Consider the following 25,976-nt stretch of genomic DNA (forward strand, 5'->3'; position numbering starts at 1 on the left):
GCCAAGGCGCTCACGAGCGGCTCTCCTTCCTGCGATAGACGATGGGGCTGCGCGTCAGATAGAGGAACGGGAAGCTCAGGCAATGCACGAGACGCGTGAACGGAAAGAGGATTGCCGTCACCATCCACAGCAGCATGTGCGCGCGGAACACGAACGGCACGCCCTCCATCAGCGAAACGTCGGGAGAGAACGCAAGGAGCGAGCGGAACCACGGCGAAATCGTCGCGCGGTAGTCAAAGGCGAAGCCGCCCATAGCGTTCGACAGCGTCCCCGCGCAGCCCGTCAGGATGGCGAGGAAGAGCACGAGGTAGAGCCAGCGATCCATACACGACGTGTTGACCTGCATGTAGTCCTTGCCCAGAAAGCGGCGCTTCAAGAGCAGCAGGAAGCCGAGGAAAAACAGGATGCCCGCCGGTATGCCGCCCGCCAGCGCGATGATGTGATAGAGATGCTCATTGATTCCCGCCGCTTCCGTACAGACCTTTGGGATGAGCACGCCGATGATGTGACCGCCCAAGGCCATGAAGAGGCCGAGGTGGAACATCGGGCCGGCGATCTTCAAATCATTCTTCGAGAGAAATTCGCTCGATTTCGTCGTCCAACCGCGCTCCATCAAGACGTAGCGCGCTATCGTGCCGCCTATGAGCACGGTGAAAGCGATGTAGGGCAGTACGCCCCAAAAGAACTCATTCATGCTGCATCCCCTTCCCATCTCTCCGCCTGCATGAGCACGACGTCCAAAAGAAAAGCATAGGCGAGCTTCGCCTCGATGAAGCGGTCGCGCAGGAGCTTGAGCTTGTCCTTCATCGTGCGAAAGACCTCCGCCGCCTTCTCTTCGGGCAGGGCGGCGGCAAGCTCCAAGAGCGCCGGCAAATAGTCGGGAAGCTCGTTCTGCGTGTCGAAGCCGTTCTTGAGAAACAGCTGCTTGTAGACGTGCATCTCGCTCGCCTGCTTGCCGAAGTCCGTGCGATCCTGCGTCGTCAGATAAAGATTCGTGTTCGGCGAGAACTCGAAAGAGCGCACATATTGCTCTTCGTAAGCCTTATTGCCAAGCTCCTGCGCGTAGTCAAAAAGCTCTTCCAAGACCTCTCGCGCCTGCTTCGTCTCAATCTCTGCCGCCGCGGCGCGGTAGGCGTCGAAATCCTGCCACCACGCCTCGCTCGGGTACTCCAAAAGATATGCCGCGAGCTTCAGCAGCTTCTTGTACTCTTCCATCAGCAACCTCCCGGGCAGACATAGCCCGCGCTGCCCTGCAGCTCACGCAGACGCTCGTGCGTCTCCGCCTGCAGTCCCGCCGGAATGACGACGCGATCCTTGCGCTTGGCGATGGCAAGCAAGCGGTACATCTTCTCGTACTCCGCCTCATGCAGGGAAAGCTCTTCGGGAAGCGACTCTTTCGTTTCCTTGTAGCGCATGACCGTGCGCATTTCCAAGAGCCGCGCGAGCGTATTCTTGACGACGGCGACGTCGCCCGCCGCAAAGAGCTGCGCCAGATATTCGAGCGGAATGCGCATGTCCGCCGCGTCGGGCAGGTAGACATCCGCTTCCACATGCTTCAAAATCGGCGAGAGCGGCGGGATGTACCAGACCATCGGCAGCGTGCGGTACTCAGGGTGAAGCGGCAGAGCGATCTGCCACTGACGGATGATCTTGTCGACGGGCGAACGCTCCGCCGCATGAATCCACGCATCGGAAATGCCCGCCTCACGCGCCGCCTTCTGCACGTCCGGATCGTGCGGATCGAGGAAGATGCCGCGCTCGCTCGCAGGAATATGCGCGGCATTCTCCGTCTTCGCCGCCTCTTCCACCTTGTCCATGTCGTAGAAAATCACGCCCATGTAGCGGATGCGCCCGACGCAGGTGTCGGTGCAGACCGTCGGCAGGCCGTTTTCCAGACGCGGATAGCACAAGACGCACTTCTCCGCCTTGTTCGACTTCCAGTTGTAATAGATCTTCTTGTACGGACAGGCGGGCACGCAGTGACGCCAGCCGCGGCAGACGTCCTGCGAGATGAGGACGACGCCGTCCTCGTCGCGCTTGTAGATCGCGCCCGAAGGACACGCGGCGACGCAGGCGGGATTCAGACAGTGGTTGCAGAGGCGCGGCAGATACTTCATGAAGAGATCGTGAAATTCCAGCTTGATCTTCTCGCCGAGCTTCTTCAAATTGTGATCATTGCGCGCCGACTCGCCGCTCGCGAGATCGTCCTCCCAGTTCGGCCCCCACTTGATCTCCATGCGCTTCTGCGTGATCAAGGAGCGCGGACGCGCCACGGGCTGATGGTTCTTGCGGCCCGAATGGATCAGCGTCTCGTAGTCGTATGTCCACGGCTCGTAATAGTCGTCAAGCTCGGGCTGATCGGGATGGTAGAAGAGCTTCATGAGGCGCACCGCCTTGTTCGCGCCGGAGGCGAGCGAAAGCTCGCCGTCCTTGACCTTCCAGCCGCCCTTCCACTTCTCCTGATCTTCCCAATTCTTCGGGTAGCCGATGCCCGGCTTCGTCTCGACGTTGTTGAAGTACATGTACTCCGCACCCTCGCGGTTCGTCCAGACGTTCTTGCACGTGATCGAGCAAGTATGGCAGCCGAGGCATTTGTCAAGGTTCATGACCATCGCTATCTGCGCTTTAATCCTCAAGCCAATCGACCTCCTTCATCTTGCGCGCGACGACGTAGGCATCGCGCTGGTTGCCCGTCGGGCCGTAGTAATTGAATCCGTAGCTGAACTGCCCGTAGCCGCCGATCATGTGCGTGGGCTTCATCATGATGTGCGTCGGCGTGTTGTGCGTGCCGCCGCGCGTGCCCGAAATCTTCGAGCCGGGCACATTGATGTGGCGATCCTGCGCGTGGTGCATGAATACGACGCCGCGCGGCAGGCGGGGCGAAGTCACGACGCGCGAGGCGACGACGCCGTTGCGGTTGTAAAGCTCGACCCAGTCGTTGTCCTTGACGTCGATGTCGGCGGCGTCCTTCTCGTTGAACCACACAGTCTGCCCGCCGCGGAACAGCGTCAGGAGCTGCTGGCTGTCGAAGTACATGCTGTGCGTGCTCCACTTGTTGTGCGGCGTCAGATAGCGCAGCGTGATCTCCTTGCCCTCGCCGAGCTTCTTCTCGATCGGGCGGTTCTCCAAGATCGGGCGGTACGTCGCCATCGCCTCGCCCCACTCCTGCATGAGCTCGTGATCGACGTAGAAGCACTGGCGTCCTGTCACCGTGCGGAAAGGCACGAGCTCCTCGACGTTCGTCGTGAACGGCGTGTAGCGGCGATTGCGGTTGCTGCCCGTGAACGTCGGCGTCGTGATCGTCTGGCGCGGCTGCACGGCGACCTGATCGAACGTGAAGCGCTCGATCTCGCGGTCCTTGGCAAGCCGCGTGAGATTCGTAAGACCCGTGCGCTTCTCCATCGACTGCCATGCGCGCACGGCGACGGAGCCTTTCGTCGTCGACGAAAGCCCCATGACGGCGTCGGCGGCCTGGCGCGCCTCAAAGATCGACGGCATGCCGTAAGAAACGAAATCCTTGTTTTCAATGACGCCGTTGCGCTTTCGGATCTCCTCGTAGTCTTCCTTCGACTCCCACGAGAGACCATGTGCGCCCATGCCCTTCTCCACGTTGGGGCCGAGCGCGATCCACTTCTCGTAAACCTTCGTATAGTCGCGCTCCACCTTGACGAGATTCGGCATCGTCTTGCCCGGGATCGGCTCGCAGTCGCCCTTCTTCCAGTCGCGAATCCTGCCCTCAGGCTGCGCCGTCTCGCCTTCCGTATCGTGCTGCAGAGGCACGGCGACGACATCTGTGTACGGCTTCATGCCCGCTTCCTTGGCGACGCGCGAGACGGCCTCGGCGAGCGTGCGGAAGATGTCCCAGTCCGTGCGCGCCTCCCACAAGGGATCGACGGCAGGCTGGAACGGATGGACAAACGGATGCATGTCCGTCGAAGAAAGGTCAGTCTTCTCGTACCACGTCGCCGTCGGCAGCACGACGTCGGAATAGAGCGCCGAGCCGGCCATGCGGAAATCGAGGTCGATGAGCAGATCGAGCTTGCCCTCGGCCGCGCCGCCGGGCTTACTGATCTCCTGCTCCTCGCGCCAACGTATCTCCGTCGGACGCGTCGGGCACTTCTCCTCGGCGAAGAGGCCGTTCTTCGTGCCGAGCAGATACTTGAGGAAGTATTCGTGCCCCTTCGACGACGAGGTGATGAGGTTCGCACGCCAAATGAAGAGGTTGCGCGGGAAGTTCTCGGGCGCGTCGGGATCTTCCGCCGAGAAGTTCAGCTCACCCTTCTTGAGGCTTTCAGCGACGAACTTCTTCACGTCCTCGAAATCCTCATGACCCGCTGCCTTCGCCTCGTCGATGATCTTCTGCCCGCTCTTGTTGAACGTCGGGTAGAACGGCAGCCAGCCGAGACGTGCCGCGAGCACGTTGTAGTCGCCGGGGTGGCGGTAGCGCGGCTTGCCCGTCGCCGCGACAATCTCTTGCGTGTCGATCTCGTCGCTCCGCCACTGATCGGTGCCGAAGTAGAAGAACGATGTGCTGTTCTGCAAACGCGCCGCCGGCTGCCAGTCCGTCGCCGTCATGACGCGTGCCCAGCCCTCCGCCGGACGCAGCTTCTCCTGCCCGACGTAATGCGCCCAGCCGCCGCCGTTCCTGCCTTCCGCACCGATGAAGAGCAGGAGGTTCAAGATCGTGCGGTAAATGATGTCGGCGTTGTACCAATGGTTGATGCCCGCGCCCATGATGACCATGGTTCTGCCGTCCGTCTTGATCGAGTTGTCCGCCATCTCACGCGCCGTATGAATGGCAAGCTCAGGCGATATGCCCGTGTACTTCTCCTGCCAATGCGGCGTGTATGGCACATCATCCTCGTAGGACGCAGCCGCCTCGCCGCCAAGGCCGCGATCGATCGCATAGTTCGCCATCGTCAGGTCGTAGACCGTCGTCACGAGGCGCTCGCCCGCCGCCGTCTTAATCTTCTTTACGGGCACCATGCGCTTTAACAGCATTTCCTCGCGCTCCGTGCCGAAGTACGGCAGAGTGACTTCGACCGCGTCATCCTTGATGTCGAGGACGGAAAGACGCGCCTTGATCGCCTCGCCCGTGTCGCTGTCCTCCTCCTTGAGGTTCCACTTCGCCTGACGATCCCAGCGGTCGCCCATCGTGCCGTTCGGCACGACGAGCCTTTCCGTCATCTCATCCACAACGTAGAACTTGAAGTCGGCGTGCTTCTCGCCGGCACGTCCCATGTCCTTCGCATTGAGGAAGCGTCCGGGCAGGAAACTGCCGTCTTCTTTCTCGTCGAGGAGCACGAGGAACGGGAAGTCCGTGAAGCGGCGCACATAGTCGACGAAGAAAGGCACTTCCCTGTCGATGTAATACTCCTTCAGAATGACGTGCCCCATCGCCATGGCGAGGGCGGCATCGCTTCCCGTATGCAGGCTGATCCACGTGTCGGCGACCGTCGTCGACTCCGCGTAGTCGGGCGCGACGGAGACGACCTTCGTGCCCTTGTAGCGCACCTCCGTCAAGAAATGTGCGTCGGGCGTGCGCGTCAGCGGCACGTTCGAGCCCCATGTGATGATGTAGCCCGCATTGTACCAATCGCTCGACTCCGGCACATCCGTCTGGTCGCCCCAGACCTGCGGGCTTGCCGGCGGCAGATCGGCGTACCAGTCGTAGAAGGAAAGCCCCGCGCCGCCCATGAGTTGCATGAAGCGAAGCCCTGCGGCATAGCTGAGCATCGACTTCGCGGGAATGACGGAAAAGCCGAAGTTGCGATCCGGGCCGTACTTTTCCACCGTGTAGAGAAGCGACGAGGCGATGAGTTCCGACACCTCATCCCAATTCGAACGCACGAAGCCGCCCATGCCGCGCGCCGCCTTGTAGCGCTTCTTCTTCGCGGGATCGTCGGCGATGCTGCGCCACGCCTCAAGCGCCGTCTTATGATTCTTTCTCGCCTCGCGCCAAAGCTCAGCGAGATCGCTCCTAAGGTACGGGTACTTGATGCGCAGCGGGCTGTAGAGATACCACGAGAACGAAGCGCCGCGCGGACAGCCGCGAGGCTCGAAGTCCGGCATGTCGGGCGCGGTCTCCGGATAGTCGAGTGCCTGGTTCTCCCAAGCCACGAGGCCGTCCTTCACATAGATGTTCCAGCTGCACGACCCCGTACAGTTCACACCGTGCGTCGAGCGCACCCGCTTGTCGAATGACCAGCGGTCGCGGTACATGTTCTCCCAGTCGCGCCCGCCCTCATGAATCTGTTGGTGGCCGCTCGCCGTCCGCTCCTTCGGGATAAGATAACGGAACTTCTGGAAAATGCTGCTCACTTCTCCATCTCCCTCCTGAGGAAATCTCATTTTCTTAAAGAATACGGATATTTTCATCCGCACTTCTCTAACTTCTCTAATCCGATTTATTATAGCAAAATTTTCTCGGATTTGTCTTGTAACAAATATCACAGATGAAAAATTTTCTATCGAATATGGGATATGCAGTGATAAATATTACTGCAAGTCGCTTTTCTTATGCTATACTAAGATGATATGGTATAATGATTTTCACCGAAGAAAGGAGTTTTTCCATGAAAAAAATCGCCCTTCTCCTCTCGTGCCTCGCCCTCTTCGTTCTCGCGGGCTGCGGCACTGCACCGAGCGCTTCGGACGCGAAGAAAGATCCTGTCGAGCTGCAGGTCTCCGCTGCCGCGAGCTTGACCGACGCGATGAATGAGCTGGCGACCGAGTACGCGAAGGAGCATCCTCAGACGAAGCTCGTCTTCAACTTCGGCAGCAGCGGCGCCCTGCAGCAGGCGATTGAGAACGGCGGCAGCGCCGACCTCTTCTTCTCGGCGGCGCAGAAGCAGATGGATGCGCTCGAAAAGGCGGGACTTCTCGCTGACGGCACGCGCAAGAACCTCCTCGAAAACGAAGTCGTGCTCATCGTTCCCAAGGATGGCGGCAAGGCGATCACCTCCTTTGACGCGCTTGCGACGTCCGCAGCTTCGCGCATCGCTCTCGGCGAGCCGAAGGGCGTTCCCGTCGGCCAGTACACGGAGGAAATCCTCACGAAGCTCGGCATCCTCGACCAGGTGAAGACCAAGGCGGTCTACGGCTCCGACGTGCGCCAAGTTCTCTCGTGGACGGAGACGGGCGACGCGGACTGCGGCGTCGTCTACGCGACGGACGCTGCCGTTTCCGACAAGGTCAAGGTCGCAGCGAAAGCTCCGGCAAGCTCGCACAAGCCCGTCATCTACCCCGCCGCCATCTTGAAGGACACGAAGCACATGGACGAGGCGAAATCCTTCCTCGACTTCGTTTCCTCGGAAAAGGGCATGGCGATTCTTGAAAAGTACGGCTTCAAAGCCGCTGGCAAGTGATGGAGCTTGAAGTCAAAATCCGCAAGAAGCTGCGCGGCTTCGACCTCGCCGTGGAATTTTCCGTGCGCGACGAGGTGCTCGCGCTGCTCGGCGCCTCGGGCTGCGGCAAGAGCATGACCTTGAAGTGCATCGCGGGCATCGAAAAACCCGATGAAGGTCGCATCCTGCTCAACGGGCGCACGCTCTTCGACAGCGAAAAGGGCGTCAACCTCGCGCCGCAGAAGCGCCGCGTCGGCTACCTGTTCCAAGACTACGCCCTGTTTCCCAACATGACCGTCGCCGAGAACATCACGTTTTCGGCGCACGGCACGAAAGAAGAAAAGCGCAAGCTCCTCGAAAGGGAGCTTGCGCGCTTTTCGCTTGCGGGACTCGAAAACTCCTACCCCAAGGAGCTCTCGGGCGGGCAGAAGCAGCGCACGGCGTTCGCGCGCATCCTCGCCTCCGATGCAGAGTTACTGCTGCTCGACGAGCCATTTTCCGCGCTCGACAGCTACCTCAAGTGGCAATTGGAGCTGGAGCTCTTACACCTCTTCGACTCCTACGGACGCGCCGCCGTCCTCGTCTCGCACGACCGCGGCGAAGCCTACCGCCTGGCCGATCGCATCGCCGTCCTGAGCAGCGGCACCCTCGAATCGTTCGGCACGAAGCACGCGCTCTTCGAGCAGCCCGGCACACTCGCGGCGACTCTCCTCACGGGCTGTAAGAACGTCTCCCGCGCACGCCGCACGGCAGAGCATGAGCTCTTCGCCGAGGACTGGCAGATCACGCTGCACTCTGCCGCCCCCGTGCCCGAGAATCTCCGCTACGTCGGCATCCGCGCCCACTTCTTTTCCCTGCGCGAAGAAGCGGCGGAAAACACGCCGCGCATGGAAGCCATGCAGATCATCGAGGATGCTTTTTCCTACCTCGTCATGGCGAAGAAGGCGGATTCGGACGCTGCGCCCGTGCGTTGGGAGATTGAAAAAATCGCTTGGCAAGGGCTGGGGCAGAAAGAATTCTATCTGCATTTTCCCGCCAATCGGCTCATCTTGCTCGAACGATAGGAGGCGCACATGGAATTTTCTCCCTTTTGGATCACCTTGAAGACGGCGACGGTCGCCACCTTCATCTCCTTCTTCCTCGGCATCGCCCTCGCCTACGCCGTCCTCCATCTGAGGCGCTTCCAAGGCATTGCCGACGCCGTCATCACATTGCCCATGGTGCTGCCGCCAACCGTCGTCGGCTTCTTCCTGCTGCTCGTTTTCGGCAGGAAAAGCCCTCTAGGGCAAATGCTTCTCGACTTCGGTATGCCGCTCGTCTTCACATGGAAGGCGACCGTCATCGCCGCCGTCGTCGTCTCGCTGCCCCTCATGTACCGCACGGCGCGCGGCGCCTTCGAGCAGCTCGACAAGAACATTGTCTATGCGGCACGCACGCTCGGCATCTCCGAGTGGCGCATCTTCTGGCGCATCCTCGTGCCGAACGCCAAGCACGGCATCGTTGCGGGACTCGTGCTGACGTTCACGCGTGCGCTCGGCGAGTTCGGCGCGACGATCATGTTCGCAGGCAACGTCCCCGGAACGACGCAGACGATGTCCACAGCGATCTACGCCGCCGTACAGGCGAACGACTACGACCTCGCCTTCCAATGGGCGACGGCTCTCGTCCTCTTCTCCCTCGTCTTCGTCGCCGCCATGAACGCTTGGCTCGCGCGAAGCCGCGGCTAAAAAAATACGGACACAAAAAAAGCTTCCTGCTGCAACGACGTGCAGCAGGAAGCTTTTCTATTTCAAGTTGTTTGCGAAGGGATTGTGCCTTACATCATGCCCGGCATACCGCCGCCCATGCCCGGTGCGCCCATCGGCATCGGAGGCTCCTTCTCCGGCTTGTCCGCCACAAGCGTCTCCGTCGTCAGAACCATCGCCGCGATGCTCGCCGCATTCTGCAGGGCAGAGCGCGTGACCTTCGCCGGGTCGACGATGCCCGCGCCGATCATGTCGACGTACTCGCCCGTCAGAGCGTTGAAGCCCGTGCCATTCGCCGACTTCTTGACGTTCTCGACGACGACGGAACCTTCGAGACCCGCGTTGTTCGCAATCTGGCGAACCGGTTCCTCGATGGCGCGCTTCACGATGTTGATGCCCGTCTGCACGTCGCCCTCGGCGCTCAAAGCGTCAAGCGCAGGCAGGATGTCGACGAACGTCGTGCCGCCGCCGGCGACGATGCCCTCTTCGACCGCCGCACGCGTAGCGTTCAGAGCGTCCTCGATGCGCAGCTTCTTGTCCTTCATCTCGACCTCGGTCGCAGCGCCGATCTCGATGACGGCGACGCCGCCCGCGAGCTTTGCGAGGCGCTCCTGCAGCTTCTCCTTGTCGAAGTCCGAAGTCGTCTCCGCAACCTGCTTCTTGATCTGCTCGACGCGCGCGTCGATCGCAGCCTTGTCGCCGGAGCCGTCGACAATCGTCGTCTCTTCCTTCGATGCGCGAACCTGACGCGCCTGACCGAGATCCTCGATCTCGACGCTGTCGAGCTTCCTGCCGACTTCCTCGGAGATGACCGTGCCGCCCGTCAGGATAGCGATGTCTTCGAGCATCGCCTTGCGGCGGTCGCCGAAGCCCGGAGCCTTGACGGCAAGAGCCTTGAACGTGCCGCGCAGCTTGTTGACGACGAGCGTCGCAAGCGCCTCACCGTCGAGATCCTCGGCGATGATCATCAGTTCCTTGCCCTGCTTTACGACCTTCTCAAGAATCGGCAGGATGTCGGCAATCGCCGAAATCTTGCGATCCGTGATGAGGATGTACGGATTGTCGAGAACGGCTTCCATCTTGTCCGTGTCCGTGACCATGTAGGGGGAGATGTAGCCGCGGTCAAACTGCATGCCCTCGACGACCGAGAGGTTCGTGTCCATGGACTTCGACTCCTCGACCGTGATGACGCCGTCCTTGCCGACCTTCTCCATCGCCTCGGCGATCAGCTCGCCGACTTCCTCATCGCCCGAGGAAATTGCCGCGACCTGCGCGATCGCCGCCTTGCCCTCGACCTTCTTCGAGTTGCTCTTGATCTCATCGACGAGTTTCTTGACCGCCTGGTCGATGCCCTTCTTGAGAATCATCGGGTTCGCGCCCGCAGCGACGTTCCTCATGCCCTCGTGGATCATTGCCTGCGCGAGGAGCGTAGCCGTCGTCGTGCCGTCGCCCGCGATGTCGTTCGTCTTCGTCGCGACTTCCTTGACGAGCTGTGCGCCCATGTTCTCAAACGGATCTTCGAGTTCGATGTCCTTCGCAATCGTCACGCCGTCGTTCGTGATCGTCGGTGCGCCGAACTTCTTGTCGAGAACGACGTTGCGACCCTTAGGCCCAAGCGTGACCTTTACAGCATTTGCCAAAGCGTCGACGCCCTTGCCGAGCGCACGGCGCGCTTCTTCATTGAACAAAACCTGCTTTGCCATGGTAAAACCTCCCAATATCTATCGAATCTATCGAATCTGCGCTCTCTCAGACAAATCTCAGAGAACCGCGAGGATGTCGCTCTCGCGAACGATTAGGTAGTTCTGCTCGTCGACCTTGACTTCAGAACCCGAGTACTTCGAGAAGATAACCTTGTCGCCCGTCTTGACTTCCATCTGCGCACGCGTGCCGTTGTCAAGCATCTTGCCCGTGCCGACTGCGACGACTTCGCCTTCCTGCGGCTTCTCCTTCGCCGTGTCCGGCAGCACGATGCCGCTCGCCGTCTTCATATCGCCTTCCGAAACCTTGATGACAACTCTGTCGCCCAATGGCCTGATCATGTTTATCTTCCTCCCAAATCAACGGAATCGCTGACCAATCAGCTCTTCCTAAATTCTTTTTGTTAGCACTCGCGTTGCTTGAGTGCTAATCACAGTTCTTATATTACTCATTTTTCGACAAATAGTCAAGGACTTTTTTTGATTTTTTGACCTTTTAGGGAGAAATCTACTGAAACCGTTCAAGAAATCACGCCCATGAGCGCAGATCGATTGGCAAATTTTTCTTAATCTCGGCACGCAATGTCCACGAAATGGCGGTTTGTGCGTGTGCTTTGTACCAAAAAGAACGGCCTATTCTTCCCATCATCAAAATGCCGTCAGGCTTCCAAACTGTTCTCATTGAGCAGGAAATCATAGACGCTCATCAGCAGCACGCCCTTTTCATTATAGTGCGGCGCAGGCGTATTCTTCGTGATGATCATACGCTTGAAAAAATCGCCCGTCAGCATCAGCGAGCGCTGCTCCTGCTCCATCTTTGCGGCATCGGGCAACGCGTAGGCGGATTGGATATAGTACCGCTTCGATCCCTTGTTGCAGACGAAATCAATCTCAAGCTGTCTGCGAATGCTGCCGCCCTTTTCATTCCTGTCGTTCTGCACGATGACGCCGACATCCACATTGAAGCCGCGAACCTTCAGTTCATTGAAGATGATATTCTCCATGCTGTGCGTCTCTTCCAACTGTCGGAAATTCAGCCGGGCATTTCTCAGTCCCATGTCTGTAAAGTAATATTTCAAAGGAGTGTCCATATATTTCTTTCCCTTCACATCATAGCGCATGGCGCTGTCGATCAGGAAAGAATCACAGAGATAATCAATATATCGCTTGATCGTGCTGTTGCTGATGCTCTTTTTCTTGACAGATTTGAAAGTCGCCGACAACTTTTCCGGATTCGTCAGCGAGCCGATGGCAGAGGAAAGGATGTTCAAAATATCTTCCAGTTCCGCCTTGTTGCGAATGTTGTGCCTGCCGATAATATCGGAAATATACGTTTCTTCAAAGAGCGATTTCAAAAAAGCGATTTTCTGCTCCGCCGTCGTAAAACTCAGCACGAGCGGCAAACCGCCGTAGAGCATATATTCATTCCAGCCATCCTGCTTCGTACCGTTATAGACTGACATGAACTCTGCAAAGTTCAACGGATACAGGTGAATCTCGTCGCCGCGCCCACGGAACTCCGTGATCACATCCTTCGACAGAAAACGCGCATTGCTGCCCGTCACATAGACGTCCACATTCTTCATGCGAATGAGGCTGTTCAAGACGGCCTCAAATTCGTCCAGAAGCTGCACTTCGTCGAGAAGCACATAATACATGTCATCGCCCGTAATCCGTTCCTGCAAATGCGGGTACAGCACATCAGGATCACGAAACCGCTTGTTTTCAAAAGCATCAAATGCGATCTCGATGATATGCGCCTCATCAATTCCCTCAAAAAGCAGATGTTCCTTGAAAAGACTAAAAAGAAGATACGATTTCCCGCACCGCCGCAAACCCGTCACTACTTTGATCAAACCATTATGCTTTTTGCTGATCAGCGCATCAAGGTAGCGATCTCGTTTTATTTCCATACTCCATGCCTCCCATTGAAGATTTCTGCGGCATTACGCAAAAATCTTCAACAGTATGATGCATCGTCTATTCCTGGCGTGATTCCTCACCCCAGCACCAAGCCCACGGGGCAATGGTCGCTGCCGAAGACCTCGTTGTGGATCGTCGCCTCCTTGATCTTCGGCGCGAGGCGGTCGGAAACGAGGAAGTAGTCGATGCGCCAACCTGCATTCGTCTCACGCGCCTTGCGAAGATACGACCACCATGTATAGATGCCCGTCTTGTCGGGGTAGAGCGCACGGAACGTGTCGGTGAAGCCCGCTTGGAGAAGCTCCGTCATCTTCTCGCGTTCCTCGTCGGTGAAGCCTGCATTCTTGCGGTTCGTCTTGGGATTCTTGAGGTCGATTTCCGTATGCGCCACGTTGAGGTCGCCGCAGACGACGACGGGCTTCTTCGCGTCAAGCGCCAAAAGATAGTCGCGGAACGCCTCCTCCCAAGTCATGCGATAGGCGAGGCGCTCAAGGCCGCGCTGCGAATTTGGCGTGTAAACTGTCACAAAGTAGAGATCGTCGAACTCCAGCGCGATGACGCGTCCCTCGTGATCGTGCTCTTCAATGCCGAGGCCGTAGCTGACGGAAAGCGGCTCGATGCGGCTGAAGACCGCCGTGCCCGAGTAGCCCTTCTTCTCCGCACTGTTCCAATACTGCTTGTAGCCCGTAAGCTCCAAGATTGCCTGCTCCGGCTGCATCTTCGTCTCCTGCACGCCGAAGACGTCGGCGTCGAGCGCCTTGAACGACTGCATGAAGCCCTTGCCGAGGCAAGCGCGCAGACCATTGACATTCCATGATACAAAACGCATGATATTTCCCCCTCAGCCCTGCACGGGATCGCCGACGAAGTAGAGATAGAGGACGACGATGATGCCGAGCACGATGCGATACCAGCCGAACGCCTTGAAATCGTTGTTCTTGATGTAGCGCAGCAGGAACTTGATCGAAAGGATCGACACGACGAACGCCGTCGCCATGCCCACGACGAGGATCAAGATCTCGCTGCCCGTGTAGTGCCAGCCAAACTTGACCATCTTCAAGAGGCTCGCGCCGAACATGACGGGAATGGCGAGGAAGAACGTGAATTCCGCCGCCACATAGCGCGACGTGCCGAAGAGGATGCCGCCCAAGATCGTCGCGCCCGAGCGCGACGTGCCCGGCACGAGAGACAGCACCTGAAAGAGGCCGATGATGAACGCCGTCTTATAGTCGAGCCGCTCGATCTCGCGCACGCGCGGCGTGCGACGCTTATTGTACGTCTCGACGACGAGGAACATGATGCCGTAGAAGATCAAGGTCGCCGCGACGACAGGCGCCGTCATGAAGTGCTCTTCCATGAACTTGTTGAACAAGAGTCCGATGACCGCCGCCGGCACGCAGGCAAGGATGACCTTGTACCAGAGCTGCCACGTAGCGCGCTTCTCCCAGCTTGACTTCCAGCTTGAAAACGGATTGAGCTTCTCAAAGTTCAGCACGACGACGGCAAGGATGGCGCCGAGCTGTATGACGACGAGGAACATGTCCATAAAGGACTTCGACACGTCGAGCTTGATGAACTCATCGACAAGGATCATATGCCCCGTGCTGCTGATCGGCAGCCACTCCGTCAGCCCTTCGACAATGCCCAGAACAACCGTTTTCAAAAGCTCCATAATACTTAAATCCACACAGAATCCCCCTAATTCTCCTTATGAGATATTGAACGGGAACATTATACCACAGTTGCTGCGTCGTTGGAACAAAAAGGATTGCACTTTCCATTCGCAAACTTCTGAAATCACTGCCCGCCCATGAATCCTTGAATTATAAAAGATAATAAATATTATTTGTGAATCCGTACCATTTGTGCTATAATGGGAGCGATGAATTTGCGGGCAGAGTTCCCGCCCCTATATCGCAAAGGAGGATTTTTCATGCACAAGATGTTGAACCAGCTTCTTTCCGACCTCGTCGTCGAATATCACAAACTTCAGCACTACCACTGGTACGTCAAGGGTCCCGACTTCTTCCCCGTTCACGCGCAGTTGGAAAGCTACTACGACGGCGTGCGCGAAGACATCGACGCCATCGCCGAGAGCCTGCTGCAGATCAACCACGAGCCGCTGTCGTCCCTCAAGGACTTCCTCGCAACCGCGAAGATTGAGGAAGCGAAGCCCGGCTTCGTGACCTCGGACGAGATCCTCGCCGAAGTCGAGAAGGACTTCTCCTATATCTACGAGCAGGTGCGCAGCCTCAAGAAAGCTGCCGACGAGGCGAACCGCTACGTCACTTCCATGCTCATGGACGACCTCATCAAGAAATACGCCAAGTCGCTGTGGATGCTTCGTCAGGCTCGCATGAAGTAAGAGAAACCGCAGCATGAACAGTCAAAAATGGGCGATGCACGGATATGCATCGCCCATTTTTTCATTTCGTGCCACCCTTCAGGTCTTGAACTTGGCAGCCGCCGCATTGAGGTCGTGTGCCATATCGGAGAGACCGCGCGTACTTGCAGCGATCTCTTCTTACGCTTGCACGATCTTGCTGAAGTCAGCGACCTCGCGCAGGAGATCGTCGATCCCCTTCAAGAGACTCAGGCGATTTCTTCGAATTTTCTCGTCGTCTGCCATGACCATGACGGCGTCAAAAAAGGCGTTGATCGGCTCGGCGAGATCCTTGAAGTCGTCGATGGCGCCGACGAAGTCGTACGCCTCGATGAGGCTCTCAGCTGCACTCCTAGCGGAAGCGTAGGCCTTCATCAGTTCCTTCTCCTCGTCCGTCTCGAAGAGCGCTGCATCGACGTGCACTTCGCCCTTCTCCGCCTTCGCTGCGAGGTTCGCCACGCGCACGAAGGCCTGCACGGCGTCCGCCATACCGGGCGCGGCAAGCTGCTCTCTGACCGCCTTCGCCGCGAGCAGCACGCGGCGCACGTCGTCGACATTGCCGAGCACAGCGTCAGCGATGTCGTAGCGTATGCCCTCTTCGGCGAGCACGTTCTTGAGGCGCAGGCACATGAAGTCGGCGACGTCCGCCTGCATCTTCTCGCGCACCGCCGCATCCGTGATCTTGAGCAGATCCATCGTCCAGTCCACGAGGTCATGCAGGGATATGGCAACGCCCGCCTCAATGATGCTGTGCACCATGCCGAGCGCCTGGCGGCGCAGGGCAAAGGGATCTTGAGAACCCGTCGGAATCAGGCCGCGACTGAACGTCGCGACGATGTTGTCCATCTTGTCCGCGAGACTCACGACGAGTCCCGCACGCGTCTTTGGCTGCGCATCGCCCGCGAAGCGCGGCATGTAGTGCTCGTCGATCGCAAGAGCTACGTCCTCACCCTCGCCGTCGAGACGCGCGTACTCCTTGCCCATGACGCCCTGCAGCTCCGTAAACTCCGTGACCATTCCCGTCACGAGATCCGCCTTGGAAAGGAGCGCTGCACGCATCGCCGCTTTCTTCTCGGCATCATTCGCACCGATGGCATCAGCGATTTTTCCTGCGAGCTTTTCGAGACGCAGTGACTTGTCGTAGACCGTGCCAAGCCCTTCCTGGAACACGACGGTCTTGAGCTTTTCCAAATGCTCCGCAAGGCTCTTCTTCCTGTCCTCGTCGAAGAAGAACTGCGCGTCGGCGAGGCGCGCGCGCAGCACGCGCTCATTGCCGTGCTGCACCGTCTCAAGGTACTCTTTCCCGCCGTTTCGCACCGTGAGGAAGAGCGGCAGGAGCTTGCCGTCCGCCGACTTCACGGGGAAGTAGCGCTGATGGTCGCGCATCGGCGTGATGACGGCGTCAGGCGGCAGCGCGAGGTACTTGTCCTCGAAACTTCCCGCAAGCGCTGTCGGATACTCGACGAGGTAAAGCACCTCTTCGAGGAGATTCGGCGTGATTTCCGCCGTGCCGCCATGCGCCTTCGCCGCTTCGACGAGGCCCTCCTCAATCAGAGCCTTGCGCCGCGCGGGATCGACGATGATGAAGGCCTTCTCGCACGCCTCCTCGTAATGCGCGGCATCCTCAATCGTGAAGTCGCCCGTGCTGAGGAAGCGATGGCCGCGCGATGTATTGCCGCTCTTGACACATGCAAGCTCGAAGGGCACGATCCTATCGCCGTAGAGCGCGACGAGCCAGCGCAGGGGACGGATGAAGCGGAAGTCGAGGTCGCCCCAGCGCATGCTGTTCGGAAGCGGAAGACCTGAAATGAGCTCGGGCAGCATCTTTGCCAGCACCTTTTCCGCACTCTCTCCCTTTTCTTCGACGAGCGCATAGACGTAGCCGTCACGCACGACGAGATCCTGCGCCTTCAATCCCTGCCCGCGTGCGAAGCCTTCCGCCGCCTTCGTCGGCTTGCCTGCCGCATCGAACGCCACCTGTACGGAAGGACCGCGCTTCTCCTCGGCGACGTCCTCCTGCTTTTCTGCGAGTCCTTCGACGACGAGCGCGAGGCGGCGCGGCGTGCCGAGCGTCCGCACCGCGCCGTGCGCGAGGCGCAGTTCCTTCAGAGCCTTCTTCGCGTTCTCGCCAAGCTCCTTGAGCATTCCGGGCATCGCATGTGCCGGAATCTCCTCCGTACCGATCTCCAACAACAAATCCTTGCTCATGCTTTCGCCCCCCTCTTCAGCATCGGATAGCCGAGTTCCTCGCGCTGCTTCAGATAGCACTGGGCGCAGAGGCGCGCGAGTTTGCGCACGCGCCCGATGAACGCCGTGCGCTCCGACACGCTGATCGCGCCGCGCGCGTCGAGCAGATTGAAGGCGTGCGAGCACTTCAAAACGTAATCGTAGGCGGGATGGACGCGCCCCAGCTCAATGATGCGCACGGCCTCCTTCTCGTACTTGTCAAAAAGATCGAAGAGAAGCGCCTCATCCGACAGGTCGAAGGAATACGCCGACTGCTCGACCTCGTTCTGATGGAAGACGTCGCCGTATGTATAATCTGCCGTCCACTGAATGTCGAAGACGTTCTCGACGCCCTGGATGTACATGGCAAGACGCTCCAGCCCATAGGTGATCTCTGAAGAAACGGGCTTGACGTCCACGCTGCCGACCTGCTGGAAATAGGTGAACTGCGTGATCTCCATGCCGTCGAGCCAGACTTCCCAGCCAAGACCCCATGCGCCCAAGGTCGGCGACTCCCAGTTGTCCTCGACGAAGCGGATGTCGTGCTGCTTGGGATCGATGCCGAGGCTTTCAAGACTTTCGAGGTAAAGCTCCTGGATATTGTCGGGCGACGGCTTCATGATGACTTGGAACTGATGGTGCTGATACAGACGATTCGGATTGTCGCCGTAGCGCCCGTCCGCCGGACGGCGCGAAGGCTCGACATAGGCGACGTTCCACGGCTCGGGTCCCAAGACACGCAAGAAGGTTGCGGGATTCATCGTGCCCGCGCCCTTCTCCACGTCATACGGCTGCGCCAGGATGCAGCCCTGCTCGCTCCAGAACTTCTGCAGAGCGAGGATGATCTCCTGAAACTTCAAATCGAACAACTCCTTATCTTGCGAAACGGACAAAAAAACGCCCCGTCCCGCAACAAAAATGTCACAGGGACGAGACGCATCCCGCGGTTCCACCCTGATTGACGCCGCCGCACAACAAAGCATGCTACGGCAAACGCCCACCTTGAATTTATTAAACTGCTGCTCCAAAGCGCCTGTCACTCCCAAGAACCGCGCAAGAATCGTGCGCCGCTCTGACGGTCTTCCACTGCCACCGTCTCGCTGTACGGAAGTTCCTTTTCTTCTTCATCGCATGTTTAGGAAACGCTGATAAAAATGAAGTCGCCCAGATTTGCACAGATGCGCTGTATCTATCGAGGAGACAAACCGCAGGCGTAGCAGCGCTACGTCGAGGATTTGTCGACGACGAGAGGACAGTGCAGATGTGCGAAGATGGGTGGCTGAATTTATCAGTGCTTCCTTAGTTTAGCAAAGGATGCGGCGGCTTGTCAATGGCAGGAATGAATCTTCGTTCCAACGCCCGTTTCCCCACGCGCCGCCTTCCAACCGAGCGCCGCCTGCCTCGCACGGATGAAATCGGCGTAGATGCCGCGCTTTTGCAAAAGTTCCTCATGCGTGCCGCGCTGCACGATCCTTCCCTCAGCGACGACGATAATCTGCCGTGCGTTCCGCACGGTGTTGAGCCGATGCGCGATCATGATGACCGTCTTGCCTTTCGTCAGCGATTCCATCGCCCTTTGCAGACGGTCTTCGTTCTCGGGATCGACATTCGCCGTCGCCTCGTCGAAGATGATGATCGGCGCGTCCTTCAAGATGGCACGCGCAATGGAAATACGCTGGCGCTCACCGCCCGAAAGGCTCGCGCCACCGTCTCCGATCACAGTATCGTAGCCCTCAGGCAGCGCCTCGATGAAGTCGTGGCAGCAGGCCTCGCGTGCAGCGGCGACAACTTCCTCGTGCGTTGCCGTCGGCTTGCCGAAGCGGATGTTGTTTTCTATCGTATCGCGGAAAAGATAGACGTTCTGGAAGACGATGCTGATCTGTCGCATCAAAGATTCGAGCGTGTAGTCGCGCACATCATGTCCGCCGACCTTGATGCTGCCGTCTGCCACATCCCAGAAGCGTGCGATGAGATGGCAGAGTGTCGTCTTGCCCGAGCCGCTCGGACCGACGATCGCCGTCAAGGCGCGCTCAGGAATCGCCAATGAAACATCATCGAGAATCTTTCGCGTACCGTAGAAAAAGTCGACGTGTTCGAAGGAAACATCGTGATGCTCCGGCTCGATATCCGTGCCGCCCGAATCCATCTGCGGCAGATCCGCCGCCCGCTCCGCCTGCTCGATGGAGCTTGTCACAACGCGCAGAATCATCAGCATGCTTCCCGTCGATTCAATCTGCGAGAAAATCAGAAACGAGAGCACCAAACCCATGAGAGCTGTCAGAAGATCCATCGTACCTGCCTCGTAAGAAAACAAGGCGACGAACATGATCAAGACGCTGAAGAGGCGCAGCGTCGTCTCCTGCGCGATGGCGTACGGCGTGAAGATCCTTTCGATAGCGAGATTCGCTGCACGGCTCTCATCAAGGGCTTCGCGCACGCGCGTATCGCCCTTGCCACGCAGGTTGAACGCCTTGATGACGGGCATTCCCTCGATCTGCTCGAGAACCGCCTCGACCAGTTTCGCCTGCGCCTTCTGCCGCTTCGGTGCAAGGCTGCGCGACTTCTTTTCCACCGAAGAGGTCACGAGCAAGTAGCAGAGGACGCCGAGAATAAAGAGCACGCCGATGCGCCACTGCCAGAAAAGCAGCATGGGCATGAGGATCAGCGTATTCAGAAAGCCGCTCAAAAGGGTGACCAAGAGGCGCGGCGCCGTGTTCTCCACATCGTTCAGAACCGTCGTCGCAACACCCGTAAGCTCACCTGCGCTGCTTTCGTCAAAATAGCCCATGGGAACTGTCTTGAGCTTGTCGCCGATGGCGATGCGCTTTTGTGCCACCATGAAGTAGCCGGCATGGACGCGCTGCAGCTGCGAAAAATAATGGGCAACCGCCCTACCCGTCACGCTCAATGCGAGCAGTCCCAGAGAAGAAAGTGCCGCCTCCGCCGTAGCCCTTCCTTCGACCAAGGCCTGCAGGACGATGTAGATCGCCGTGATCTGCAGGATGTGAAAGAGTGCGTAAACGATGCCCAGAGCGAGTGACTTGTTGAGGTTTCCCCGCTCCTTTCCTGCAAAATGCCAAATCATCTTCAGCGCTTCAAGCATGGCAATCACCATCCTTTGCTCCGACATGCGCGTGCCACATTGCGCGATACGCTGTGCTCTTTTCAAGCAGCTCCTCGTGCGTGCCACTCGCCGCAACCATGCCCGCTTCTATGAGGAAGATCTTGTCGGCGTCCGTAATCGTCGACAGCCGATGCGCGATGATGATGACCGTCTTCCCCGCGATGAGGCGTGCGACCGCCCGCTGCAGGACCGCCTCGTTCTCAGGATCGACATAGGCCGTCGCCTCGTCGAGCACGACGATCGGCGCATCCTTCAAGACGGCGCGCGCGATGGCGATGCGCTGACGCTCGCCGCCCGATACATGACTGCCGCCCGTGCCGACGCGCGTGTCATAACCATGCGCAAGCCGCAGGATGAAGTCCTCGCATCCCGCAGCTCGCGCGGCGCGCTCGACCTCCTCGTCGGAGGCCTGCGGCCTGCCCATGCGAATGTTCTCACGAATGCTGTCGTCGAAGAGATAGGCGTCCTGCGCAACGAAGGAAACGAGATCGTAGAGCTGCGCGAGCGGAATATCCGTACTCTCCCTGCCGCCGATCTTCAAGCTGCCCGAATCTATATCCCAATAGCCGGCAATCAGGCGTGCGAGCGTCGTCTTACCGCTGCCGCTCTGTCCGACGAATGCGTTCAAGGTATGCGGTGCAAGCGCAAGGCTCACGCCATGCAGCACTTCCTTGCCATCTTGGTAAGAAAAGCGCACATCCGTAAGCTCGATGCCAGCATCGAGAAGCTCGACATCCGATGTGCCATGATGCTGTTCCTCCGCTCTCAGCAGCTTGTCAGCGGAAGCGACGACCGTCCCGACCTGCGACACCGTGTCAATAAACCCCATGGCCTCGATCAACGGCCCTGCGACCCCCAGCGAAAGGATCACCGCCGTCACGAACACCTCCATGCTCATGCACCCCTGCATGTAAAGAAGCCAGCCGCCGGGCAAAACCGTCAGAAGCGTCGTCGGCGCGATCGTCATCGCCAAGGAGATGGGAAATTGGCAGTCCTTCATCCACTGATAGAAATACGCGGCGTTCGCCGCGATGCTGCGCGAGAACTTCTCGTAGGACGCCGCGCCCTGGTTGAACGCCTTGATGACCTCGATGCCGCCGATGTACTCGACGATAGCGGCATTCATCGTCTCCGTCGCCGCCACCGACGCCTCGAAGCGCTCCTTGTAATCGCGCATGGCAAAGCTCAGGCAGAAGAGCCCAACAGGGATGGAAACGATTGCCAGAAGCGCCATGCGCCAATCAAGCACAAGCAGATAGCAGAAGATGCAGAAAGGGCCGACGAGATTCGCCGTCAGCTCGGGCAGAAGATGCGCGAGCGTGCGCTCCGTGCTCTCCACCTGATCGACGATGACATGCTTGACCTCGCCGACAGGCAGATCCGCGACCGTGCCGAGCGGCAGCTTCGGCAGTTTTTGCAGGATCTTCCAGCGAACTTCGCGCAGAATGGAGAACGCCGCCTTATGCGAGACGGAAAGCGCGTACGCATAGAGGATGCTGCGCAGAAGATAGCCGACAAACGCGGCGAAGCACAGCAGAAAAACCTCATCCCTTTGCAGCCCCCGTCCTGCCAGAAGCGCCGCGAGGAGTGACGATACGACGAAATACGGCACAAGTCCGCAGAGCACTGCCGTAACAGAAAGGAAAATCGAAAAGAGAAGCCTGCCATGCTCCTCTTCATCCAACTCCCACAGACGCAGCAAAGCGCTTTTCGCATCCATGTCCGCACCTCCTCAATATTTTCCATTTGGATTCCATGATAAGTTTAGCGAATCTTTAGATAATGATATGTAAATCTATTATCAATGATAATCTATATCGTTATATCATACTTCGCGCTGCAATTCAAGAATAAAGTTTTATTAACGCTTTTCTGCGACACAAAACAGCATCCGTCAAAGAAAAAAGGGCTGCCGCACAAATCGTGCGGCAGCCCTTTTCTTTGCAGCAAACCTCGCCTTACTTGCCGGCGAGCTTCTTGTAGCCTGCGAGCCTCATCTTGGCGTCGTTCTCCGTCTTCTCGAAGAGCGCGTCGGCAGCCTCGGGGAAGCTGCGCTTCAAGGAAGCGTAGCGGACTTCGCCCTGCAGGAATTCCTGGAACTTGCCAAAATCCGGCTCCTTCGAGTCGAGCGTGAACGGATTCTTGTCCGTGCCGACGAGCGTCGGGTTGAACCGGTAGTTCGCCCAGTAACCGCAGGCGTTGGCACGCTTGCCCTCTTCCTGGCTGCAGCCCATGCCGATGCGGATGCCGTGGTTGATGCACGGCGCATAAGCGATGATGAGCGAAGGCCCATGGTAAGCCTCGGCTTCCTTGATCGCCTTCAAGACCTGATTGTGGTCGGCGCCCATGTTGACCTGCGCGACGTAGACGTAGCCATAGGACATCGCCATCATGCCGAGATCCTTCTTCTTCGTCTTCTTGCCCGTCGCAGCGAACTCTGCAATCGCAGCCGCCGGCGTGGACTTCGAAGCCTGACCGCCCGTATTGGAGTAAACCTCCGTATCGAACACGAAAACGTTGACGTCCTCGCCCGAAGCGAGCACATGATCGACGCCGCCGTAGCCAATATCGTAAGCCCAGCCGTCGCCGCCGAAGATCCACTGCGAACGCTTCACGAAGTAGTCGCGCTCATCATAAATCTTGTTCAGAAGCTCGTCCGTGCCCTTCTCCTTTTCGAGAAGTTCCGTCAGCTTGTCAGCGCGCTCGCGCGTGCCTTCGCCCTCGGCCATGTTGTCCTTCCAGTCCTTCAAAGCAGCCTGGAGATCTGCACTTCCCTTGCCGTCCGCAAGCGCCGCATCGACATCGGCCGCAATGCGGTCACGGATCGCACGAACGCCGAGGAACATGCCAAGACCGAACTCTGCGTTGTCCTCGAAGAGGGAGTTCGCCCAAGCCGGGCCATAGCCCTTCTCGTTCTTCGTGTACGGCATCGCCGGTGCGCTGCCGCCCCAGATCGACGAGCAGCCCGTAGCATTCGAGATCATCATGCGATCGCCAAAGAGCTGCGTGAGGAGCTTCGCGTACGGCGTTTCGCCGCAGCCTGCGCAAGCGCCCGAGAATTCGAGCAGCGGCTTCTCAAACTGCGAGCCGATGACCGTATCCTTCTTCATCGGGTTCTTCTTCGGTGTGACCTTCGTCGCATCGACGCCATAGTCGAAGTAGACCTGCTTCGCCTTGAGATCGTCGTCGAGCGGCTTCATGTCGAGCGCCTTCGCCGGGCAGACCTGCGCGCAGTTGCCGCAGCCGAGGCAGTCCATCGTGGAGACGGCAATCGTGAAGTTGTAGTCCTTGATCGCCTTGGTCTTCTTCCACGGGAAGCCCTCCGGCGCCGCATCCTTCTCGGCGTCCGTCGTGAGCACGGGACGAATGGTCGCATGCGGGCAGACGTAGGAGCACTGATTGCAGCCGATGCACTTCTCGGCATTCCATACGGGAACATTGATCGCCGTGCCGCGCTTCTCGTAAGCCGCGCCGCCGACGGGGAACGTGCCGTCGACCATTTCCTCAGCGAACTGCGAAACCTTGAGACGGTCGCCTTCCTGACGGTTCATGACGTTCTGAACGCCCGTGATGAACGCCGGAATATCATGTGCTTCTTCCTTCTCGTCCTCAGCATTCGCCCAGTCCGCAGGAACATTGACGCGATGCAGAGCCTCGATGCCCTTGTCGATGGCGCCGTTGTTCATGTCGACGATCTTCTGACCCTTCTTGCCGTACGATGTGACGACAGCATCCTTGAGGTACTTGACAGCCGTTTCAATCGGAATGATGTTCGCGAGCTTGAAGAACGCGGACTGCATGACCATGTTGAAGCGGCCGCCGAGGCCGAGCTCCTTGGCGATTTCCACAGCGTTGACCGTGTAGAACTCGATGTCGTTCTTCGCGATGTAGCGCTTCATGTAGGCGGGCAGGTGCTTCGAGAGATCCTCCTCGCTCCAGACCGTGTTGAGCAGGAATTTGCCGCCGCGCTTGAGACCTGCGAGGAGATCGTACTTCGTCACATACGACTGCTGCGAACACGAGATGAAGTTCGCGTTATGAATGAGGTACGGCGAATTGATCGGAGACTTGCCGAAGCGCAGATGCGACATCGTGATGCCGCCCGACTTCTTCGAGTCATAGGCGAAATACGCCTGCGCATACATGTCGGTCTTGTCGCCGATGATCTTGATGGCACTCTTGTTCGCACCGACCGTGCCGTCCGAGCCAAGACCCCAGAACTTGCAGGCCGTCGTGCCTTCCGGCGTGAGATCGACGTCCTCGGGATACTCAGCGAGCGACGTATGCGTGACATCATCGTCGATGGCAATCGTGAAGCCGTGCTTCGGATCGTCCTTCTTGAGTTCCTCGTAGACCGAGAGGACATGATCGGGCGTCGTGTCCTTGCCGCCGAGACCGTAGCGGCCGCCGACGATGACAGGGTTCATGTCGGAGTTGTAGAACGCCGCCTTGACATCGAGGTAGAGCGGCTCGCCGATCGCGCCCGGCTCCTTCGTGCGGTCGAGGACAGCGATCTTCTTGACCGTCTTCGGCAGATACTTGAAGAAATGCTCGAGCGAGAACGGACGATAGAGATGCACGGAAAGAAGGCCGACCTTTTCACCCTTGGAATTGAGATAATCCACGGCTTCGCCGGCCGTCTGACAGATCGAACCCATGGCGATGATGATGCGCTCGGCATCCTTTGCACCATGATAGTCGAAGAGATGGTGCTCGCGTCCCGTGATCTTCGCGAGATCTGCCATGGCTTCCTCGACAAGCTCAGGCAGCGCTTCATAGTACTTGTTGGCGGCTTCCTGCGACTGGAAGTAGATATCCGGGTTCTGCGCCGTACCGCGGATGACCGGATGATTCGGGTTCAGTGCGCGTGCACGGAACTCCTTGACCGCATCCCAGTCGAGGAGTTTCGCAAGATCGTCAAAGTCGATGACTTCGATCTTCTGAATCTCATGCGACGTGCGGAAACCGTCGAAGAAGTTGATGAAAGGCACGCGGCCCTTGATGGCGACGAGATGCGCGACAGCGGCGAGATCCATGACCTCCTGCACGCTCGCCTCACACAGCATCGCACAGCCCGTCTGACGCGCTGCCATGACATCGCGCTGATCGCCGAAAATATTGAGGGAGGAAGTCGCCAGAGCACGGGCGCTCACATGGAAGACACCGGGAAGGAGCTCGCCGGCAATCTTGTAGAGGTTCGGGATCATCAGCAGGAAGCCCTGCGAAGCCGTGTACGTCGTCGTCAGAGCGCCTGCCTGCAAAGAGCCGTGCACAGCGCCTGCAGCGCCTGCCTCGGACTGCATCTCGATGACGCGCACCTTCTGACCGAAGATGTTCTTCGTTCCCTTCGCCGCCAGAGCGTCGACATGCTCCGCCATCGGCGAGGACGGCGTGATCGGGTAGATGGCGGCAACATCGGTGAATGCGTAGGAAATATATCCCGCAGCCGTGTTGCCGTCCATGGTCTTCATTTTTTTGCTCATGTTTTGAATTGCTCCCCTCTTTATAAAAAGATACAAAACACATAAA

General features: G+C 58.4%; 18 protein-coding genes. 4 read left to right on the forward strand and 14 right to left on the reverse strand.

Features of this window, described 5'->3' with window-relative positions:
• Positions 1-10: 10 nt before the first annotated feature.
• The 4 genes from narI to QZ177_RS03415 are packed head-to-tail and all read right to left on the reverse strand — an operon-like array spanning position 11 to position 6,321.
• A complete protein-coding gene (gene narI / locus QZ177_RS03400; protein WP_294175532.1) occupies positions 11-694 on the reverse strand; it encodes a respiratory nitrate reductase subunit gamma in 684 nt (227 codons plus the stop codon).
• Entirely contained in the window at positions 691-1,215 is a 525-nt protein-coding gene (gene narJ, locus QZ177_RS03405; RefSeq protein WP_009647024.1) for a nitrate reductase molybdenum cofactor assembly chaperone, read from the reverse strand. Before narJ ends, narI begins: the two co-directional genes overlap by 4 nt.
• The gene (gene narH / locus QZ177_RS03410; protein ID WP_009647033.1) at positions 1,215-2,636 is read right to left on the reverse strand and encodes a nitrate reductase subunit beta; all 1,422 of its coding nucleotides are present in this window, start codon (positions 2,634-2,636) and stop codon (positions 1,215-1,217) included. The genes narJ and narH overlap by 1 nt, the downstream gene beginning before the upstream one ends.
• Positions 2,626-6,321: a nitrate reductase subunit alpha gene (locus tag QZ177_RS03415; RefSeq protein ID WP_294175533.1), complete on the reverse strand. Its 3,696-nt coding sequence runs from the start codon at positions 6,319-6,321 to the stop codon at positions 2,626-2,628. The genes narH and QZ177_RS03415 overlap by 11 nt, the downstream gene beginning before the upstream one ends.
• 254 nt (positions 6,322-6,575) lie before the next feature.
• Here QZ177_RS03415 and modA point away from each other — a divergent pair, with 254 nt between their 5' ends.
• Genes modA through modB form a run of 3 tightly spaced genes read left to right on the forward strand, consistent with a single transcriptional unit; the run spans position 6,576 to position 9,073 of the window.
• Positions 6,576-7,367 (forward strand): molybdate ABC transporter substrate-binding protein, encoded by a 792-nt coding sequence (gene modA, locus QZ177_RS03420; protein WP_294175534.1) that lies wholly within the window; start codon positions 6,576-6,578, stop codon positions 7,365-7,367.
• Positions 7,367-8,410: an ATP-binding cassette domain-containing protein gene (locus tag QZ177_RS03425; RefSeq protein WP_294175535.1), complete on the forward strand. Its 1,044-nt coding sequence runs from the start codon at positions 7,367-7,369 to the stop codon at positions 8,408-8,410. The genes modA and QZ177_RS03425 overlap by 1 nt, the downstream gene beginning before the upstream one ends.
• Positions 8,411-8,419: 9 nt before the next feature.
• The gene (gene modB, locus QZ177_RS03430) at positions 8,420-9,073 is read left to right on the forward strand and encodes a molybdate ABC transporter permease subunit (RefSeq protein ID WP_265070076.1); all 654 of its coding nucleotides are present in this window, start codon (positions 8,420-8,422) and stop codon (positions 9,071-9,073) included.
• An 89-nt stretch (positions 9,074-9,162) separates the two neighbouring features.
• On the opposite strand, the gene groL is transcribed toward modB, so the two are convergent.
• The 5 genes from groL to QZ177_RS03455 form a co-directional block, all read right to left on the reverse strand.
• The gene (gene groL / locus QZ177_RS03435) at positions 9,163-10,794 is read right to left on the reverse strand and encodes a chaperonin GroEL (RefSeq protein ID WP_009647022.1); all 1,632 of its coding nucleotides are present in this window, start codon (positions 10,792-10,794) and stop codon (positions 9,163-9,165) included.
• Positions 10,795-10,851: 57 nt separating this feature from the next.
• Positions 10,852-11,133, reverse strand: coding sequence for a co-chaperone GroES (gene groES, locus QZ177_RS03440; protein ID WP_006193124.1), 282 nt, complete (start codon positions 11,131-11,133; stop codon positions 10,852-10,854).
• Positions 11,134-11,450: 317 nt separating this feature from the next.
• Entirely contained in the window at positions 11,451-12,704 is a 1,254-nt protein-coding gene (locus tag QZ177_RS03445; RefSeq protein ID WP_009647044.1) for an ATP-binding protein, read from the reverse strand.
• Positions 12,705-12,790: 86 nt separating this feature from the next.
• The gene (locus tag QZ177_RS03450) at positions 12,791-13,543 is read right to left on the reverse strand and encodes an exodeoxyribonuclease III (RefSeq protein ID WP_294175536.1); all 753 of its coding nucleotides are present in this window, start codon (positions 13,541-13,543) and stop codon (positions 12,791-12,793) included.
• Positions 13,544-13,555: 12 nt separating this feature from the next.
• Positions 13,556-14,386, reverse strand: coding sequence for an undecaprenyl-diphosphate phosphatase (locus QZ177_RS03455; RefSeq protein ID WP_294175612.1), 831 nt, complete (start codon positions 14,384-14,386; stop codon positions 13,556-13,558).
• 261 nt (positions 14,387-14,647) lie between these two features.
• Here QZ177_RS03455 and QZ177_RS03460 point away from each other — a divergent pair, with 261 nt between their 5' ends.
• Positions 14,648-15,079: a DNA starvation/stationary phase protection protein gene (locus tag QZ177_RS03460; RefSeq protein ID WP_265070078.1), complete on the forward strand. Its 432-nt coding sequence runs from the start codon at positions 14,648-14,650 to the stop codon at positions 15,077-15,079.
• A 159-nt stretch (positions 15,080-15,238) separates the two neighbouring features.
• On the opposite strand, the gene glyS is transcribed toward QZ177_RS03460, so the two are convergent.
• From glyS to nifJ, 5 genes are all read right to left on the reverse strand, one after another.
• Positions 15,239-17,305: a glycine--tRNA ligase subunit beta gene (glyS, locus tag QZ177_RS03465; protein WP_294175537.1), complete on the reverse strand. Its 2,067-nt coding sequence runs from the start codon at positions 17,303-17,305 to the stop codon at positions 15,239-15,241.
• Positions 17,302-18,183, reverse strand: a complete 882-nt coding sequence (gene glyQ, locus QZ177_RS03470; protein ID WP_294175538.1) for a glycine--tRNA ligase subunit alpha — start codon at positions 18,181-18,183, stop codon at positions 17,302-17,304. The genes glyS and glyQ overlap by 4 nt, the downstream gene beginning before the upstream one ends.
• A 467-nt stretch (positions 18,184-18,650) precedes the next feature.
• Positions 18,651-20,426, reverse strand: coding sequence for an ABC transporter ATP-binding protein (locus tag QZ177_RS03475; RefSeq protein WP_294175613.1), 1,776 nt, complete (start codon positions 20,424-20,426; stop codon positions 18,651-18,653).
• Positions 20,419-22,167, reverse strand: a complete 1,749-nt coding sequence (locus tag QZ177_RS03480) for an ABC transporter ATP-binding protein (RefSeq protein ID WP_294175539.1) — start codon at positions 22,165-22,167, stop codon at positions 20,419-20,421. The genes QZ177_RS03475 and QZ177_RS03480 overlap by 8 nt, the downstream gene beginning before the upstream one ends.
• Before the next feature lie 238 nt (positions 22,168-22,405).
• Entirely contained in the window at positions 22,406-25,930 is a 3,525-nt protein-coding gene (nifJ, locus tag QZ177_RS03485) for a pyruvate:ferredoxin (flavodoxin) oxidoreductase (RefSeq protein ID WP_294175540.1), read from the reverse strand.
• Positions 25,931-25,976 lie beyond the last annotated feature (46 nt).

This window comes from uncultured Selenomonas sp. (genome assembly GCA_905372355.1).
Lineage (GTDB): Bacteria > Bacillota > Negativicutes > Selenomonadales > Selenomonadaceae > Selenomonas.

Coding starts and splice junctions, on each gene's coding strand:
- QZ177_RS03460 (WP_265070078.1), top strand. CDS start 14,648: ATGCACAAGATGTTGAACCAGCTTCTTTCCGACCTCGTCGTCGAATAT.
- QZ177_RS03450 (WP_294175536.1), bottom strand. CDS start 13,543: ATGCGTTTTGTATCATGGAATGTCAATGGTCTGCGCGCTTGCCTCGGC.
- modA (WP_294175534.1), top strand. CDS start 6,576: ATGAAAAAAATCGCCCTTCTCCTCTCGTGCCTCGCCCTCTTCGTTCTC.
- QZ177_RS03455 (WP_294175612.1), bottom strand. CDS start 14,386: ATGGAGCTTTTGAAAACGGTTGTTCTGGGCATTGTCGAAGGGCTGACG.
- narI (WP_294175532.1), bottom strand. CDS start 694: ATGAATGAGTTCTTTTGGGGCGTACTGCCCTACATCGCTTTCACCGTG.
- QZ177_RS03425 (WP_294175535.1), top strand. CDS start 7,367: ATGGAGCTTGAAGTCAAAATCCGCAAGAAGCTGCGCGGCTTCGACCTC.
- QZ177_RS03475 (WP_294175613.1), bottom strand. CDS start 20,426: ATGCTTGAAGCGCTGAAGATGATTTGGCATTTTGCAGGAAAGGAGCGG.
- narJ (WP_009647024.1), bottom strand. CDS start 1,215: ATGGAAGAGTACAAGAAGCTGCTGAAGCTCGCGGCATATCTTTTGGAG.
- modB (WP_265070076.1), top strand. CDS start 8,420: ATGGAATTTTCTCCCTTTTGGATCACCTTGAAGACGGCGACGGTCGCC.
- QZ177_RS03445 (WP_009647044.1), bottom strand. CDS start 12,704: ATGGAAATAAAACGAGATCGCTACCTTGATGCGCTGATCAGCAAAAAG.
- groES (WP_006193124.1), bottom strand. CDS start 11,133: ATGATCAGGCCATTGGGCGACAGAGTTGTCATCAAGGTTTCGGAAGGC.
- QZ177_RS03480 (WP_294175539.1), bottom strand. CDS start 22,167: ATGGATGCGAAAAGCGCTTTGCTGCGTCTGTGGGAGTTGGATGAAGAG.
- nifJ (WP_294175540.1), bottom strand. CDS start 25,930: ATGAGCAAAAAAATGAAGACCATGGACGGCAACACGGCTGCGGGATAT.
- glyS (WP_294175537.1), bottom strand. CDS start 17,305: ATGAGCAAGGATTTGTTGTTGGAGATCGGTACGGAGGAGATTCCGGCA.
- groL (WP_009647022.1), bottom strand. CDS start 10,794: ATGGCAAAGCAGGTTTTGTTCAATGAAGAAGCGCGCCGTGCGCTCGGC.